Genomic DNA, 17,247 nt, shown 5'->3' with positions numbered 1-17,247 from the left:
GAACAGCGCCATGAGCGGCCCGAAAACCCTCTATATCGAAGACGACGTCCGCGCCGCAACGCAAGTGAAGGAGCTGGCCGCGCAGGCCGGCATCCCGCTCGTCTGGGCCGAAAGCGGACAGGAAGGCCTGAAGCTGGCCGGCTTCGAGCATTTCGACGTCATCATCCTCGACCGCATGCTGCCCGATCTCGACGGGCTGACGATCCTTTCGCGCCTGCGCGAAAGCGGCATCGGCACGCCCGTGCTGATGCTTTCCGCGCTGGGCCGCACCAGCGACCGGGCGGAGGGGCTGGACGCCGGGGCGGACGACTACCTGGCCAAGCCTTTCGAAGCGCCGGAACTGCTCGCCCGGCTCCGCGCGCTTCATCGCCGCGCCTCGGGGCGGGCGCATAGCGCGGTGATCCTCTACGGCGCCTTCGAGTGCCATGTGAAAGCGCGCACCGCCTTCCGCAACAATTGCTACCTCGCGCTGAGCCCCAAGGAATTCGAGCTTTTCCGCTATTTCATGGAAAACGCCGGCGAAGTGCTGACGCGCGAGATGCTGCTGCGCGACGTGTGGAAGATGAACTTCGACCCGCAGACCAACGTCGTCGACGTGAATATCGGCCGCCTCCGCCGCAAGCTGGAGGAAGGCTTCGATACGCCCGCGCTGGAGACGATCTGGGGCTCGGGCTACCGCCTGCTCGACGGGCGCTAGACGCCATGGCGCGCCTCGTGGAAATTCACAGGTCGATCTTTACCCAGATCGTCGCCTGGGCGATCCTGATCGCGGCGATGATCACGTTCGGCCTCTGGCTGCTGACCGATACCACGATCCAGCGCACCAACCGCCTGGCCCTGGAACGCGCGGTGGACGTGGACCTTGCGGGCATGGTCGACATTTTCGCCAGCGGCGGCGCGGTCGAGCTTTCCAACCGCATCAACGACCGCCTCGCGCTACAGCCGCGGGATGCCAACCCGGCGCACTATCTTCTGGCCGACGCCAGGGGCGCACCGCTCGCGGGCGACCTTCGCGCATGGCCCGGCCTCCACGCCGGCGTCTCGGAAACCGGCGACGTCACTTTGCCCGATGGCCAGCGCGCGCTGGGCCGCGCCACCCAGCTCGGGCCGGACCTGCGGCTGCTGGTTGCCCACGAGTACCGCGACCTCGGCCTGCTGCTGCGGCAAGTCGCGCTGGCCTTCCTGGCCGGCGGGCTGCTGGCGGTGGGCGCCGTGGCGCTGGCCGGCTGGTTCGCCGCGCGCCGCCTGGCCGGCCGGATCGAGCGCATCAACGCCGCCTTCCGCCACCCCGACGATGCCGCGCTGGCCCAGCTCGCCAAAGGCTCCAAGGACCGCGACGAGATCGACGAGCTGACCCGCCACTCCGGCGATGCCCTCGCCCGCCTGCGCCGCCTCGCCAGCGCCCAGCGCGAAACCACGGACCAGGTCGCGCACGAGATGCGCACCCCGCTCATGCATCTGGACAACCGCCTGGTGCGGGCGCTGGCCGCGACGCCCGACGGCGAAACGTCGGCGCGGATCGTCGATGCCCGGCTGGAGATCCGCGGCATCATCCGCATGCTCGAATCGCTGCTGGACATCGCCGCCAGCCAGGCCCGCCGCGGCGACCGCCATGGCCTGGCCCCGGTGGACCTCAGCCTTCTCGCCGAGCGACTGGGCGAACTCTATGCCGACAGTGCCGAGGAATCGGGCCACGGGTTCGAACTCGCCATCACCCCCGGCGTCGTGGTGGAAGGCGAGGAAATGCAGTTGACCCGTCTCATCACCAACCTGCTCGACAATGCCTTCAAGTTCGTCCCCCCGGGCGGAAATGTCAGGCTGGAGCTGGAGAAGGGGCCGCGGCTGACCGTGCGCGACGACGGCCCCGGCGTTCCGGCCGAAGAGCGGGAGCGCATCTTCGAGAAGTTCGGCCGCGCGGCCAACCGGGACGGCCAGAACGGCGCCGGGCTGGGCCTTGCCCTCTGCAAGGCGATTGCCGAGCGCCATCATCTTGAAATCACTCTCGCGCCCACCGAAAAAGGCGCCTGCTTCACGATTGCACCGGAGTCGAAACCATGAATGCGCCCAGGTCCGCCCTGAACGTCCTGGCCGGCGCGGCGCTGCTGGTCGGCACGCCGGCACTCTGCGTGCCTGCCCCAGTCTCAGCCGCACCAGCCCTGCCCCCGTCGCGGGACGAGCGCGTGGCCCAGGCCCTGCTTGCCGCGCAGGAAGCCGCCGGTTCCGCCGACCCGGCGGCGCTGGGCGATGCGCTGCGCGTGATCGACCGTTCCGGCGCCCGGCCGATGGAAGGCTGGACCGGCGCCGATCCGGTCCCCGCCTGGCGTGCACTGGTGCCGGAGGCGGCAGGCTCTCCCTTGCGCGGCAGCCCGCTCGGGCCGGGCTACCGCTCCGGCCAGATCGGCGCGGGCAAGAGCGATTCCTTCCAGCAGGTGTTCCTTTCGGGCCGCAAGGCCAGCATCGCCCTTTCCGCCGTGGGCGGCGAGCCGCTGAGCCTGCGCGTCGTCGATGCCGACCACAAGCCGGTCTGCCTGGCGGACGCCCAGCGCCGCGCCTGCCGCTGGGTGCCGGTGTTCACCCAGCGCTACCTGATCGAAGTGCGCAACGGCGGCCAGAGCCAGGCCAACTATTTCCTGGTCGTCGACTGATCGCCGCCGCGAAAAGCCCCTCAGGGCCACCTGGGACATTTTCGCCTGATGACGCACCCGGTCTTTGCGGGTAGACGATCCGCCGTGGGCACTCTCAGGCAGTTCTTCCGGGCCCGTCCCGGCCTTGCGGCAATGCTGCTGGCGGCAGCACTGTGCCTCAAGATCTTCGTGCCCACCGGCTACATGCCTTCAGCCCAGGGCGGCGCGCTGACGGTGGAGCTTTGCTCCGGCTCGGCACCGGCCGGCTCCAAGTTGCTGATCCACGTCGAGCGCAAGGGCGGCAGTCACGACGCGTCGAACACCGCCGATCACCCTTGCGCCTTTTCCTCGCACTCCGCGGCCGCGCTCGATGCCGTGCTTCCGGCGCTCGTCGCGGCGGCCTTGCTGTTCGTCTTCGTCGCGGCCGTCCTGCACCGTCCGCTGGCGCTTCGCCGCCTTCGCGCGCAGATCCGTCCGCCCCTGAGAGGGCCRCCCCTCCCCGCCTGATCCCGATGCGACGCTGCCGGCCCCGCGCCTGCGGCACGACATGACGCGCGCATGCCGATCCTCATGGACGGCCTGCCGATCAGGTGAATATCCCCATGTACAGATTCCTGCTCGCGCTTGGCGCGACGCCGCTTGCCCTGTTTTCCGGGGCAGCCCTTGCCGAGGACGTCGATGCGGCGCCCGGCTCGACCATCCTCGTCGTCGGCCAGCGCGACGCGCCCATCAGCCTGGAAGCCCGCGGCCTTTCCGTCAGCCTCGGCAACGAACAGTTCGCGGGCGTCAATGCCCGCAACGTCGAAGACCTGATGAAATACGCGCCCGACTTCTTCGTGCGCACCCGCTACGCCGGCGATTCCAACGGCGTCCCCGGCTTTCGCGGCACGCATTCCACCCAGAGCGCCCGGACGCTGGTCATGGTGGATGGCTTCACGGTCTCCAACTTCCTGGGCAACTCCTTTGCCTATGCGCCCAAATGGGGCGTGGTCGGCCCAGGCGAGGTTTCGCAGTTCGACGTGGTCTATGGCCCCTACTCGGCGCGCTATGGCGGCAATTCGATGGGCGGGGTGGTCAATATCACTACCCGCTCGCCCGAGAAGACCGAAGCCTTCGTGTCCGTCCAGGGCATGAACCAGCCCTATGACCAATACGGCACCCATGACAGCTACTGGGGCTATTCGGCCGAAGCGGGCATGGGTTTCCGGCAGGAAGACGGTCCCTGGTCGATCCGCCTGTCGGGCCGCCACTTCCGCAACGAGGGCCATCCGCAGATGTTCTACGGGCTCTCTCCGAGCACGGCGAGCGTCGGCGCCTCCGCCCTTCCGGCGGTGACCGGCGCCGTGGTCGATCCGGGCCAGCACATGACCAGTGCCCCGGGCACGGCGACCAACCCGATCTTCGCAGCGCAGAGCCCGGCGATCATCACCCAGGACCAGGCCAAGCTCCGCCTCGGCTACGATGGCGCTTCCGGCGTGACCGGCGAGGCGCTGCTGGCCTATTGGCACAATCTCGACAGCCAGACCGCGCCCGACTGCTATTTGCGCGACGCCGCGGGAGGCACGGTCTGCGACGGCACCGTGACCCTCGGCGGGCAGGCCTACACTGCCAGCGGCGCCAACTGGTCCCGCACTATCCGCGACGAACTGCTGGCAGGGATCAAGCTTTCCGCGCCGGTTTCGGATGCGGTGACGGTGACGGCCAATATCTCGACCTACCAGATCCTGCGCTCGGACGCCTTCACCTCGAAGGGCTACAATGCCGGCGCGCAGGACGGCGCGGGGACGCTCGCACGGCAGGGGCCGACGGCATGGTACACCGGAGAGCTTGCCGCCACGGCCCGGCTGGGCGGCGCCGAACTGGCGGGCGGCACCGCGGCCAACCTCTATCGCACCGACCTCATCACTTACAGCCTGGCCAACTGGCGCCGCGACACGGGCCGGACATTCGCGACCCGCAGCTTCGGCAAGACCCGCACGCTTTCCGCCTGGGCCGAACTGCGGGTGCCGGTCGAGGCCGTGAAACTCACCCTCGGCGGCCGGTTCGAGGACTGGCACGCCTTCGACGGCGGGCTCGGCCGGATCGGTTCGAACGGCCTTGCCGTGGACAACCGGTATGATGGCCGCCATGCCGATGCCTTCCAGCCCAAGGCCTCGGCCGAATGGTCCATCGACGGGGATACGAGACTCCAGTTGAGCCTTGCCAAGGCCACGCGGTTTCCCACGGTGGGCGAGTTGTTTCAGGGCAGCCTGGACGGCAACGGCCTGTTCGACCCCCAGAGCTTCGATCCGAACCTGAAGCCGGAGCGATCCACCGATGCCAATCTGGTGCTGGCGCGGCAGTTCGGCAAAGTGAAGCTCACCGGCTCCGCCTTCTGGCAGCGGGTGCGCAACACGATCTTCTCGTTCACCGGATTCAACCAGAACGGGGTAACGACGTCCACGTACAAGAACATCGACCTGACCCGGCAATATGGCTTCGAGCTGATCGCGGAAGCACGCGGCGTGCTGCTGGAGGGCCTGGATCTCGATGCCAATGCGGCCTGGATCGATTCGGCCACCTTGCGCAACGACAGCGCGCCAGCAGCGGAAGGTGTGCAGTTCCCCCGCATCCCCCGCTGGCGCCTCAACGGCAACTTGCGATATCGCGTGGCGCCGCCGGTGCTTGTCTCGATCGGGGTGCGCTATGCCAGCCGTCCGAACACCGACCTGTTCGGGCTCCAGCGCGGCGACACTTACGGCTACACGTCCGAACTTTTCGCGCTCGACGCCAAGGTGAGCTGGGACGTTACCGACCAGCTTCGCTTCAGCGCGGGCGTGGACAATCTCACCAACGACCGGGCCTGGGTCTATCACCCCTACCCGCAGCGCAGCTTCCTGGTGGAAGCGGGATGGAAACTGTGACGACGATCCGAACCGTGAACGCAGCCGCGCCGCGCACCGAACGCTGGTATCGCGCCGTCTGGCGCTGGCATTTCTATGCCGGGCTGTTCTGCCTGCCGTTCGTGCTGTGGCTGTCGGTGACGGGGGGCATCTACTTGTTCAAGCCGCAGATCGAGGGCCTGCTCTATGCACCTTTCCGCGATGTCGCGAGCGGCCCGGCCCCTGCGCTGGCGCCCGCGACGATCGCGGCGCGCGCCGTTGCCGCGGTGCCGGGGTCGGTGCTCCACAAGTACGTCCTGCCCGAGGCCAAGGGCGATGCCGCGGAAGTGCTGGTGGGCCAGGGCACGGAAGAGGTGCGGGTCTGGGTCCATCCGCAGACCGGCCGGGTCCTTCACCAGGTGGCCGAAGAAGACAGGCTGATGCGCGTCGTCTTCCGCCTTCATGGCGAATTGCTGGCGGGGAATCGCGGATCGGCCCTGGTCGAGACGGCCGCGTGCTGGACCATCGTCATGCTGCTTACCGGCCTGTTCCTCTGGTGGCCCCGGCAGACGGGAGGGAAATTGGCCGGCGTGGTCTATCCGCGCCTGCGCCGCGGCCGCGCGCTGTTCTGGCGCGACATCCATGCCGTGACTGGCCTGTGGATCTCGCTCGGTGCGCTGTTCCTGATCGCTTCCGGCCTGCCCTGGGCCAATGCCTGGGGGGACTACTTCCGGAACATCCGCGCGGTCACCGGCACGCTGGAGGGGGTGCAGGACTGGTCCGCCGGCTCCGCTGCCGATGCCGATCGCCGCGCCATCGCCGATGCCGGCATGCGGGCGATGATGGCGGAGCACGCCGAGCATGGCGCGCAGAGTGCGATGACCATGCCCGGGGGAATGATGATGGCCGCGCCAGAGGCGATGACAGCGCCGGGAGAGAAGGCGCTCGATGCCGTCGTCGCGCAGGCGCAGGGCCTTCACTTTGCCGCGCCGGTCGAAGTGAGCCCGCCCATGGCCGAGGGCGCCTTGTGGCAAGTGCGCAGCCAGGCCGAGAACCGCCCCGCCCGCGACAGCGCCGAGATTTCCGGCGATGGCCGACTGGTCGGCGTGCAGCGCTTCGGCCAGCGCCACTGGATCGACCGCGCAGTCGGCTATGGTGTCGCCGTGCACGAGGGCGCGTGGTGGGGACTGGCCAACCAATTGGTCAACCTCGCCGTCCTGCTCGGCCTGGTCATGCTATGCCTTTCGAGCGTGGTGCTCTGGTGGCGTAGGCGGCCGGATCGGGTGCTGGGCGCGCCCGCCGCTTTCGCGCCGCTGCGACATAGCTGGCTGCTGGTCGCGCTGGTCTTCGCACTGGCGCTGGCGATGCCGCTGTTCGGGTTGTCGCTCGCCTTGGCGGCCGCGCTGGAAGGGGCCGGCAAGCGGCTGGCGCCTCGGCTGGGCGCCTGGATGGGCTGGCGAGCACCACGCGTTTCCAGCTGAGACTCCAGCTGAGACCGGGGCGGAGCAAGGAAATGGTGGCGCTTCGCTCCGGCGAATTCTTGAACACCCGTTCAGCACACCTCTTCTGATGGCGGCCGTTTCGGTCTAGCCCGGTGGGGAAGCGCGCCGGGCCCGGCCATCGATCCAGGCCGAGACAGGCGCCGCAACGGGAGAATGCGTGTGTCCTACAAGGTTGCCATCGTCACCGGCGCCGCCGCCGGCATCGGCGCGGCCTGCTCCAGGCGGCTGGCCAGACAGGGCGTGGCCGTCGCCGTGCTCGACCTCGACGCTGAGCGCTGCGCCGATACCGTCGCTGCCATCCGCGAGGCGGGCGGCACGGCCCTGGCCGTGGGGGCCGACGTGTCGAGCCGGGCTTCGGTGCAGGCCGCCGTGGAACAGGTGCGCGAGGCGCTGGGGCCGATCTCGATCCTGGTCAACAATGCAGGCGTCACCGACTTCACGCCGTTCGAGGAACTCACGGACGAGCGCTGGGACTTCATCTACGCCGTCAACGTGCGCGGTCCGTTCATCATGACGCAGGAGTGCCTGCCCGACATGAAAGCGGCGGCCTGGGGCCGGATCGTCAATATATCGTCCTCCAGCGCGCAGACCGGGGCGATAAACATGATCCCCTATTCGTCCTCGAAAGGCGCGGTGGTGACCATGACCCGCTCCATGGCGCAGGAATTCGGGCCTTACGGGATCACCGTGAACAACATCCCGCCCGGATCGGTGATGGGGACGATCATGTCGGAAGCGAACCGCGACCGCTTCCAGATCCCGACCGAGGTGCTGCTGCAGTCGGTCCCGGTACGCCGCCTTGGCGAACCGGACGACATCGCCAATGCCTGTGCCTGGCTCTGTCACGAGGATTCGGGCTACGTCACCGGCCAGACCATCGGCGTCAACGGCGGACGCGTGGTGACCTGAGAGGGTCTTCCCCCCGGTCAAGGCTCAGGCCAGGCCGGCGGGCATCAGCCTCGCCTATGGGGCCAGGCTTGCCCGGACAAATGTAAAGGGCCGGCGGTTTGCACCGCCGGCCCTTCGTTCCACATGGGGGGTGGTGGAATTACTGGAGGAAGATCAGGCCTCGGCCTTCTTGCCCTCGGTCTCGTAGCGTTCGATCGCCTCGACGACGATGCGGCGGGCTTCCTCAGCGCCGCCCCAGGTGCCGACGCGGACCCACTTTTCGGCCTCGAGATCCTTGTAGTGAGTGAAGAAGTGCTCGATCTGGCTGAACACGATCGGCGGCAGATCGCCCTTTTCCTGAACGTCGGAATAGTAAGGGAAGGTCTTGTCGTCAGGCACGCAGACCAGCTTCTCGTCGCCGCCGTGCTCGTCTTCCAGGTTCAGCACCGCGATCGGGCGAACGCGCACCACCGCGCCGGGGACGAAGGGCGAGCGCGCGACGACCAGCGCGTCGAGCGGATCACCGTCGGGCGAAAGCGTGTGCGGCACGAAACCGTAATTCRCCGGATAGCGCATCGGGGTGTGCAGGATACGATCGACGAACAGGGCGCCGGAGTCCTTGTCGAACTCGTACTTCACGGGCTCACCGCCGATGGGGACCTCGATGATGACGTTCAGGCTCTCCGGCGGGTTCTTGCCGACAGGAATCATGTCGATGCGCATGTTGGTCCTTCATTACAGGCACGGGTCAATAGTGCCGGTTAGTCTTTGACCGCGGGGCTTAGCCTTGCGAGTTATGCACCGCAACTGCCTTATCGTGGTAGATGTAGCCAGTTTGCGACACATGCGCTGCTGCGATAGACGAATCCCCTCAGACACTGATGGCCCGGCACGAAAAAACCCGGAAGCGGACGGGGATCCGCTTCCGGGCTAACTCGTTGCCTTAAAAGGCTAACTTGCGCGATGACCCCCGCGCGGACGGAGCGTTACTTGCTGCGCGGCGCCAGCAGGCGGTCGAGCCCGTTCACCTTGCCCGGCGTGGTGCTTTCCAGCCACGGCCAGCGCAGGCCGCCGTGATAGTCGATGGTCACGGTGCTGAAGGCATCGCCGCGCTTCACCAGCAGCGAGATCGGCTCTTTCGCGGTCTTGGCCGCGGTGATCGCGTCCTTGATGGTCTCGCCGCTATAGGCGGTGCCGTTCACCGCCATGACCTTCACCCCGCTGACGAGACCGGCATTGTAGCCCAGTCCATCGAACACGGCGCCCGTCACGGTGCCCTCGTTGTCCAGCGAGACGCCCAGCGAATAGCTGAGGTCCAGCGACTTGCGCGAATCCGCGACGCCCTTCTCATAGCCGTTCTGCGTATCCTTCCAGACCAGCTTGTACCCGGCCATCTCCACGCCCTTGGTCGGCGCGGGCTGGTTGGTGTCGTAGATGCGGGTCTTGAGGAAGCTGGCCCAGTCGTAGGGGTAGACGCCGTTCAGCGTCTTGACGACTTCGTCGAAGTCGTACGTCAGTTCACCCCAATCGCCGTCGCGAACGCCGAAGAAGGCCTTGGCGAAATCGTCGAGGCCTTTCTTGCCGCCGGTGCCCTGGCGGATGATCTGGTCCGCTTCGAGCCAGGTCAGCGCGCCTTCCACATAGTAGTCCTCGGTGCGGGTGACCGAGGTGTAGGGCAGCGGGCGGCGCATGTTGAGGACTGGCGCGAACGTGGTGTCCTCCACCGAACGCCAGCCGCGCCCCGGCGTGGCTTCCGCATAGCGCGCGACCGCGCCGGCCAGCGTGTCGAGGATGGTCTGCTTGGTCTGCACGCCCGAGCGCGCGGCCAGGATATAGCCCCAGAACTGGGTCTGGCCCTCATAGACCCAGAGCAGCGTGTTCTGCATCGGCTGCTGGTAGTCCGGCGTCCAGAGATCGGCCGGGCGGCGATACTTGCCGTTCCAGCTATGGACGAATTCGTGCGGGATCACGTTGCGATCGAAGTCCATCTTGTCCCACTCGGTCCAGACCTTGGGCTCCATCTGGTTTTCGCTCGAACGATGGTGCTCCAGGCCGATCCCGCCCATGCGGTCGGTCAGGGCCAGCAGGAAGTCGTAATGGTCGAAGTGGCGCGCGCCGAACGTCAGCAGCGCTTCCGAGACGAGGTTGCGGTAGGTCTTCATGTTCTCGGGCTTGATGCCGAGCAGCTTGGCCTCGTCTGCCACCACGTCCATGCTGACGTCATGGCCAAGGTCCCAGCGCTGGGCGTACTTGCCCGCGAAGATCGGCTCGTCGACCAGGCGCTCGTAGTCGGTCGGCGCCCAGGTCACGGTGTCGCCCTGCTGGCTTTTGCCATCGAGCGCGGTGTAGACGGTCCAGCCGGCCGGGAACTTGACGGTGGGCTTCACGGTCAACCCGCGGGTGTAGTAGCCCGAGGGATAGAGGCTCATCTTTTCCCACTGCAGGTTCAGCATTTCCCGCGTCATGGTGATGCGGCCTTCCTTGGCCTGCACCGGCGAGGTGTGGATGAACCTGGCCGTGACGACCTGCGTTCCTGCCGGCAGCTCCAGATGGAAGGCGTTCACGGCCACGGTGTCGCGCTGCCACTTGATCTCCTTGCCATCGGCAAAGAAATGGACCTGCGCGAGCAGCGCCGCGGGGCCGGTGGGCGAATGGTTGCCCGGCAGCCAGCTCGGCTGGACGAGGATCAGCTTGTCGGTGCCGGCCGCAACGGGGAATTGCTGCGTGACGCGGTAGACGCCGTGGACGACATCGCTGGCATCGATGTCGAGCGCGATCGTGCCGGGATAGGCCTTGTCCTGCGCGGCGGGAAGCGGTGCGGGCAGCGCGGGGGCCGCAGGACGGCTGCGCTGCGCCGTGTCCTGCGCGAGGGCCGGGGTTGATACGGAGAGAAGGGCGAGGAGCGTGACGACCGCGGAACGATATTTCATTACGTCATTCTTTGCGACAGTTGCCCGATTTGGCAACCGTCCAATCCACTAAACCGGCCGGGGCCACTTTCCCCGCCGCTGCAATCGGGCTAAGCGCGCGCGTCATGAGCACCACACCACAGGCTATTCGCGGAACCCAGGACATCTTCGGCACCGATGCCGAGGCTTTCTCCCATGTCGTCGCGACGTTCGAGCGTGTCCGCAAGCTCTACCGTTTCCGCCGGGTGGAAATGCCGGTCTTCGAGAAGACCGAAGTGTTCTCGCGCTCGATCGGCGAGACCACCGACGTGGTGTCCAAGGAGATGTATTCCTTCGAGGACCGCGGCGGCGAATCGCTGACCCTGCGCCCCGAATTCACCGCCGGGCTCGCCCGCGCCTACCTGACCGACGGCTGGAAGCAGTTCGCCCCGCTCAAGGTCGCGACTCACGGCCCGCTGTTCCGCTACGAACGCCCGCAGAAGGGCCGCTACCGCCAGTTCCACCAGATCGACGCCGAACTGATCGGCTCGCCCGAACCGCTGGCCGACGTGGAACTGCTGGTCATGGCCGACCACCTGCTCAAGGAACTGGGCATTTCGGACGGCGTGACGCTTCAGCTCAACACCCTGGGCGACGTTGCCAGCCGCGATGCCTGGCGCGCGGCGCTGATCGAATATTTCCGCGCTCACAAGGCGGAATTGTCCGAGGATTCGCAGGACCGCCTCGAACGCAACCCGCTGCGCATCCTCGATTCCAAGGACCCGCGCGACAAGGTCTTCGTCGGCGATGCGCCGAAGATCGACGCCTATCTCTCGGCCGAGGCGCAGGACTTCTTCGCCGCGGTGACCGCCGGGCTCGATGCCGCCGGCGTCGCCTATGAGCGCGCGCCGTCGCTGGTGCGCGGGCTGGACTACTATCGCCACACCGCCTTCGAATTCGTCACCACCCGCCTCGGCGCGCAGGGCACCGTGCTCGGCGGCGGCCGCTATGACGGACTGATGGAAAGCCTCGGCGGCGCTGCCACCCCGGCCGTGGGCTGGGCGGCAGGGATCGAGCGGCTCGCCATGCTGGTGGCCGATGCCGGCACGCTCACCGAAGCGCCGCTGACGGTGGTGCTTGCGGTCGAGGACGATGCCGCGCTGGGTTATGCCCAGAAGGTCATCACCGCGCTGCGTTTCCAGGGCCTCGACGCGGAGATGGTCGCCACCGGCAGCCCCCGCAAGCGCTTCGACAAGGCCGTGAAGATGGGCGCCAAGGTGCTCGTCTCGTTCGGCGCCAAGGACGGCCAGCCCAGCGCCAACTTGCGCGCGGCCGAGCCGACCGCCGAATACCTCGCGGTCGAGCAGGTCCTCCAGTCGGTCCATCCGTGAGCATATCCGACACCCGTCTGGCGCAGATCGCCGCGCGTTTCTCCGAGCTTGAGGCGCGTCTCGCCTCGGGAACGCTGGAAGGCGACGCCTTCGTCACCGCCAGCCGCGACTATGCCGAGCTGGAACCGGTGGCGCGCGTCGCTGCCGAAGTCGTGTCGATGCGCGGGGAAATGGAATCGCTCCAGACGCTGGAAGACCCCGACCCCGACATGCGCGCCCTGGCCGAGGAGGAAATCCACCGGATCAAGGCCGAACTGCCCGAGGCCGAGCGGCAGCTGGCCATCGCCATGCTCCCGCGCGACGCGGCAGACGTGCGCCCGGCCATGCTGGAAATCCGCGCCGGCACCGGCGGCGACGAAGCCGCCCTCTTCGCGGCCGACCTCTATCGCATGTACGAGCGCTATGCCGCGGAACAGGGCTGGCGGGTCGAGATGATCTCCGTCAACGCCAACGATCTCGGCGGCTTCAAGGAAGTGGTCGCCAATGTCGCCGGCGCGGGCGTTTTCGCCAAGCTGAAGTTCGAGAGCGGCGTCCACCGAGTCCAGCGCGTGCCGGTCACCGAATCGGGCGGCCGTATCCACACTTCGGCGGCGACCGTCGCGGTGCTGCCCGAGCCGAGCGAAGTCGACGTCCAGATCGAGGACAAGGACCTCAAGATCGACATCTTCCGCGCCTCAGGCGCGGGCGGCCAGCACGTCAACACCACCGATTCGGCCGTGCGCATCACGCACTTGCCCAGCAATCTCGTGGTGATCTGCCAGGATGAGCGCAGCCAGCACAAGAACAAGGCCAAGGCCATGCAGGTCCTGCGCGCGCGTCTCTACGAGAAGATGCGCGAAGAGGCCCATGGCGCGGAGGCGGAGGCCCGCAAGGCGATGGTCGGTTCGGGAGACCGTTCGGAGCGCATCCGCACCTACAATTTCCCGCAGGGCCGCGTGACCGATCACCGCATCAACCTGACCCTCCACCGCCTGCCCGAAATTCTCGAAGGTCCGGGCCTTGCCGAAATGGTCGACGCTCTGCTGGCCGAGGACGAGGCCAAGCGCCTCGCGGCCATGGATGCTTGAGGATCCGGCCTTGGCGCCGGGTGCCTGTCAAGCGCCCCGCGCCTGCTGACCGCGCCCAACCATGACTGACCCCGTGCTCACGGCCGGCGAGGCGATTCGCGAAGCCGCCGGACTTCTCTCCGCGACCAGCGACACCGCCCGTCTCGACGCCGAAGTGCTGATGGCCCACGCCATCGGCTGCTCGCGCTCGTCGCTGCTGCTCTCGCGCATGCGCGATCCTGCGCCCGCAGGTTTCGCCGCATTGGTCGCGCGCCGCGCGGAGCATGAACCCGTCGCCTATATCACCGGCACTCAGGAGTTCTTCGGCCTGCCGTTCACGGTCGGGCCGGACGTGCTGATCCCGCGCGGAGATTCGGAGATTCTCGTCGAGGCGGCACTGGCCGCCCGGCCCGCCGCCCGCGCCGTGCTGGACTGCGGAACCGGGTCCGGCGCCCTGCTGCTGGCCGTGCTCGCCAACTTGCCCGAAGCGCGCGGCGTGGGCGTGGACAGTTCCCCCGGCGCGCTCGCGGTGGCGACCGGCAATGCCGGAGCGCTGGGCCTTGGCGCGCGTGCCCGCATGGCGCTGGCCGATTGGCACGCGCCCGGCTGGGCCGATGCGCTGGGCGGGCCGTTCGACCTGATTCTCGCCAATCCTCCCTATGTCGAGACGACCGTGACGCTTGACCGCTCGGTCGCCGGGTACGAGCCGGCCAGCGCGCTCTACGCGGGCGAAATGGGGCTGGACGACTATTGCGTGCTGATCCCGCAATTACCGGGCCTGCTTGCCCCGGGCGGCGCCGCGCTGGTGGAGATCGGCCACGAACAGGCCGAGCCCGTCACTGCGATCGGCAGCGAGTGCGGCCTCTCCAGCCGCCTCCATCGCGATCYGGGAAATCGTCCCAGGGTGCTGGAGTTTTCAACAGCTGCGTAAGTTTTCACTTGGAATTCCGGCCCGGAATGCCTAAGGATTACGGCGAACCAGCACATGGATGGAATTTCCCATGTGGGTGGTTCGCCTCCAACCTTTGCAGATCGTCGCGGCCTGAAGTGGCTACGACCCGGCAACGGTGGAGTTCACGGCACTCGGGGGCGATCCGTGATCATGTGACGTGTGGCAGATCGGCCCGACGGGAACAGGCCGATGCCCTGGGTTTTTGAGGAAATAATCCTTGAATAATAATCGTGGTAATAACCGTCGGCGTGGCCGCGGTAACAATCGCCAGCAGGGCGGTCAGCAGATCAATCGGATCGACAGCAGGGCTCGCGGCAATGCGCCGCAGTTGCTGGAGAAGTACAAGAAGCTGGCCCATGACGCGCATCTGAATGGTGACCGCGTGCAGGAGGAATATTACCTCCAGTTCGCAGACCACTACTTCCGCGTCCTTGCTGATCAAAAGCAACGCCAAGAAGATTCGCGCCAGCCGCGCCGCGACGATCGCGGTTCCGACTATGGCGACGATTACGCAGTCGACGAATATGGCGACTACGAATCGCCCGCCCCGGAACGGCAGGAACGTTCGGAACGCCAGGAGCGTCCGGAGCGCAACTTCGATCGGCAGGAGCAGCGCCAGGAGCGCCAGCCCCGCCGCGAAGATTCGCGCCGTGACGATAACCGTCGTGACGATACCCGCCGTGAAGATGGGCGTCGTGAGGATACCCGCCGCGAAGATAACCGTCGCGACGACAGCCGCCGCGACGAGCGCGCTCCCCGCCCCGAATCGGTCGAGGAAGAGGCGGTTGCCGCTCCCGGCAACGAGGCGGAAGTCACCGGCGATCCGATGGTCTACGAACCGGCGGAAAACCCGTTCGTTCGCGACAATCGCGCCTCGCGTGGCCTGAAGCAGCGCAAGCCGCGCGGCCGCCGTGACGAAGAAGCAGCGGGCGAAAATGCCGGTGAAGAGGCTCCCGCCGTGGAAGCCGAACCGACCGGCAACCTCGATCCCGCGATCCTGCCGCCCGCCATCGCCGCCGCTCCGGCCAAGCGCGCACCCCGCGCCGCCAAGGCTGCGGAAAAGCCGGTTGAAAAGCCCACCGAGGAGGCCGAGGCCGCCGAGGAAAAGCCCCGTCGCCGCCGCACCCGCAAGGCTGCGCCGTCGTCGGACGAAGGCGGTGAAAACCCGCTGGAAGCCGTCAACTCGTAAGAGCCTGACCGGCCGGGCGGAAACGTCCTGCATTTCGCGACCCACGTCTCGCCGCAAGGCAGGACGTGGGTCGTCGCTTTTCCGGCCCGGCAATAAGTGAAGCGAGTTCAGGGACGGCGCAGGCAAATCCGCTCTTTTCACGAACTTCGCTTGCCTCCCACGACAGGCCCCTACATAGCGGCGCCATTGGATTCCCATCGGCGCGAGGCCCGGCTCTGAAACCCGTAATGGACTTCCTCGATCGCCGCCCGCGCCTTGCGGCCGGACTTGTCGCGATTCTGGCCGGCGTCATCGCCGCCTTCGGCTTCCAACCTCTGGGCCTCTGGCCGCTGACCCTGCTCGGCGTGGCCGTGCTGGTGGAACTCATCGCGCGGGCGCCCACCGGGAAGCGCGCGTTCTTCATCGGCTGGTTCTTCGGTCTCGGTCACTTCACGCTCGGCGACAACTGGATCGCGACGGCCTTTACCTATCAGGCCTCGATGCCTGCCTGGCTGGGCATGATCGCCGTCTGCCTGATCTCTCTCTATCTCGCGGTATATCCGGGCCTCGCCGCGCTGGGCGCCTGGCTGCTGCTGCGGCTGGACCGCGGCGGAACCCCGGAAGGCCCGCCGAATGCCGCCGGTCCCGGCGCTTTCCTGCTTCTCGCGCTGGCCTTTGCCCCGGCCTGGATCGTCACCGAGTGGCTGCGGGCCTGGGTCTTCACCGGCTTTGCCTGGAACCCGCTTGGCGTGGCCATGCTCGGCGGTCACGATACGCGCGGACTGGCCGTGCTGGCGCCCTGGGTGGGGACCTATGGGCTGTCCGGGCTCCTCGCGCTGATCGCCTGTGTCCCCGGCCTGCTCTGGCGGCTTTCGCGCAGATCGCGCGGCGGCGCACGCTGGGCCTGGGCTCTCGCTGCCCTCGCCCTGTTCGGGCCGCTCGCGGCGTTGATGACCCTGCCAGACCCCTGGGCCGCGCGCACCGAAGGCGCCGTTCGCTACACGCTTGTCCAGCCGGACATTCGCCAGGAATTCATCGACGACCCGCGCTTCTACGAGGCCAATTTCGTCAAGCTGGCGCGCTTGTCCCTGCCGCGCGCGCCGGGTGACCGGCGCGTGGTATTCTGGCCAGAATCGGGCCTGGGTGACTATATTCGCGATGGCTATCCGCAGTTCCTCTACCGCATGTATACCTATGCGGAGGATCCCGTATTGGCGCGCGAGCGTATCGGCCGGGTCATCGGCCCTTACGCCGTGCTGATGACCGGCGCGGTCGATCTCGTCATCAAGGACGGCGAAGGCATCGCCGCACGCAATTCGGTCTCCATGATCGACGGCAACGGCAATCTGCTGGCGAGCTATTCGAAGGCCCATCTCGTCCCCTATGGCGAGTACCTCGCGCTGCGCTGGTTGCTGGAACCGCTCGGCGCGACGCGCCTCGTGCCCGGCGCGCTGGATTTCTGGCCCGGACCGGGTCCGCGCACGTTCGACCTCGGTGCCTGGGGCAAGGCGGGCGTGCAGATCTGCTACGAAATCGTTTTCAGCGGTCAGGTGGCCGACCCGCGCGTGAGGCCGGACTATATCTTCAACCCCTCCAACGACGGCTGGTTCGGACGCTGGGGCCCGCCGCAGCACCTGGCCCAGGCCCGGCTTCGCGCGATCGAGGAAGGGCTTCCGGTCATGCGCTCCACCACCACCGGGATCAGCGCGGTGATCGATGCCGATGGCCTGGTGCGCGCCTATGTGCCCTGGCACAGCGCCGGCAGGCTTGACGGACGCATCCCGCCGCCCCGCGAACCGACGCCTTTCGCAATATTCGGAAACTTGCTGCCGCTGACACTTGCCACGGCTTTCTGGACGCTTGCGCTTTCCGTTATTGCGCTCCGCCGTCGTCGTCGCTAGACCAGTGCCCACATAAAGATTTCTTT

At 67.4% G+C, this 17,247-nt stretch carries 14 protein-coding genes; 12 read left to right on the top strand and 2 right to left on the bottom strand.

Translation table 11 applies throughout. The features are described 5' to 3' along the window. Positions 1-10: 10 nt before the first annotated feature. The 7 genes from AB4Z00_RS19345 (at position 11) to AB4Z00_RS19315 (ending at position 7,896) form a co-directional block, all read left to right on the top strand. Positions 11-697, top strand: a complete 687-nt coding sequence (locus tag AB4Z00_RS19345; RefSeq protein WP_442046946.1) for a response regulator transcription factor — start codon at positions 11-13, stop codon at positions 695-697. 17 nt (positions 698-714) lie between these two features. Then, positions 715-2,058, top strand: a complete 1,344-nt coding sequence (locus AB4Z00_RS19340; RefSeq protein WP_442046945.1) for an ATP-binding protein — start codon at positions 715-717, stop codon at positions 2,056-2,058. Continuing rightward, positions 2,055-2,645, top strand: coding sequence for a hypothetical protein (locus AB4Z00_RS19335; RefSeq protein WP_442046944.1), 591 nt, complete (start codon positions 2,055-2,057; stop codon positions 2,643-2,645). Before AB4Z00_RS19340 ends, AB4Z00_RS19335 begins: the two co-directional genes overlap by 4 nt. An 84-nt stretch (positions 2,646-2,729) precedes the next feature. Further along, positions 2,730-3,131, top strand: coding sequence for a hypothetical protein (locus tag AB4Z00_RS19330; protein WP_442046943.1), 402 nt, complete (start codon positions 2,730-2,732; stop codon positions 3,129-3,131). 95 nt (positions 3,132-3,226) lie between these two features. After that, positions 3,227-5,527: a TonB-dependent receptor gene (locus AB4Z00_RS19325; RefSeq protein ID WP_442046942.1), complete on the top strand. Its 2,301-nt coding sequence runs from the start codon at positions 3,227-3,229 to the stop codon at positions 5,525-5,527. Between the two features lie 5 nt (positions 5,528-5,532). Beyond that, positions 5,533-6,966 (top strand): PepSY-associated TM helix domain-containing protein, encoded by a 1,434-nt coding sequence (locus tag AB4Z00_RS19320; protein WP_442046961.1) that lies wholly within the window; start codon positions 5,533-5,535, stop codon positions 6,964-6,966. Positions 6,967-7,146: 180 nt separating this feature from the next. Further along, complete coding sequence (locus AB4Z00_RS19315; RefSeq protein WP_132264573.1) at positions 7,147-7,896, top strand: SDR family NAD(P)-dependent oxidoreductase; 750 nt, start codon at positions 7,147-7,149, stop codon at positions 7,894-7,896. Between the two features lie 153 nt (positions 7,897-8,049). On the opposite strand, the gene ppa is transcribed toward AB4Z00_RS19315, so the two are convergent. Both ppa and AB4Z00_RS19305 read right to left on the bottom strand, forming a co-directional pair. Next, complete coding sequence (ppa, locus tag AB4Z00_RS19310) at positions 8,050-8,598, bottom strand: inorganic diphosphatase (protein ID WP_442046941.1); 549 nt, start codon at positions 8,596-8,598, stop codon at positions 8,050-8,052. A gap of 263 nt (positions 8,599-8,861) precedes the next feature. Further along, positions 8,862-10,805, bottom strand: a complete 1,944-nt coding sequence (locus tag AB4Z00_RS19305) for a M61 family metallopeptidase (RefSeq protein ID WP_442046940.1) — start codon at positions 10,803-10,805, stop codon at positions 8,862-8,864. Positions 10,806-10,909: 104 nt separating this feature from the next. Between AB4Z00_RS19305 and hisS the strand changes: the two genes are divergently transcribed. The 5 genes from hisS to lnt all read left to right on the top strand — a co-directional run bounded on the left by hisS (position 10,910) and on the right by lnt (position 17,221). Next, on the top strand, positions 10,910-12,154 hold the full coding sequence (gene hisS, locus AB4Z00_RS19300) for a histidine--tRNA ligase (RefSeq protein ID WP_442046939.1): 1,245 nt from the start codon (positions 10,910-10,912) through the stop codon (positions 12,152-12,154). Then, positions 12,151-13,221 (top strand): peptide chain release factor 1, encoded by a 1,071-nt coding sequence (gene prfA / locus AB4Z00_RS19295; RefSeq protein ID WP_132264567.1) that lies wholly within the window; start codon positions 12,151-12,153, stop codon positions 13,219-13,221. The genes hisS and prfA overlap by 4 nt, the downstream gene beginning before the upstream one ends. Before the next feature lie 61 nt (positions 13,222-13,282). Further along, positions 13,283-14,131, top strand: coding sequence for a peptide chain release factor N(5)-glutamine methyltransferase (gene prmC / locus AB4Z00_RS19290; protein WP_442046938.1), 849 nt, complete (start codon positions 13,283-13,285; stop codon positions 14,129-14,131). A 238-nt stretch (positions 14,132-14,369) separates the two neighbouring features. Beyond that, positions 14,370-15,341 carry a DUF4167 domain-containing protein gene (locus tag AB4Z00_RS19285; protein WP_134094740.1) on the top strand — a complete coding sequence of 324 codons (972 nt, stop codon included), beginning with the start codon at positions 14,370-14,372 and terminating at the stop codon, positions 15,339-15,341. A gap of 227 nt (positions 15,342-15,568) precedes the next feature. Continuing rightward, on the top strand, positions 15,569-17,221 hold the full coding sequence (lnt, locus tag AB4Z00_RS19280) for an apolipoprotein N-acyltransferase (protein ID WP_442046937.1): 1,653 nt from the start codon (positions 15,569-15,571) through the stop codon (positions 17,219-17,221). Positions 17,222-17,247: the final 26 nt, after the last annotated feature.

Source organism: Novosphingobium sp. YAF33, from assembly GCF_052113265.1.
Lineage (GTDB): Bacteria > Pseudomonadota > Alphaproteobacteria > Sphingomonadales > Sphingomonadaceae > Novosphingobium.
Note: the sequence above shows the minus strand (reverse complement) of the source record. Positions and strands in the feature narration are given on the sequence as shown.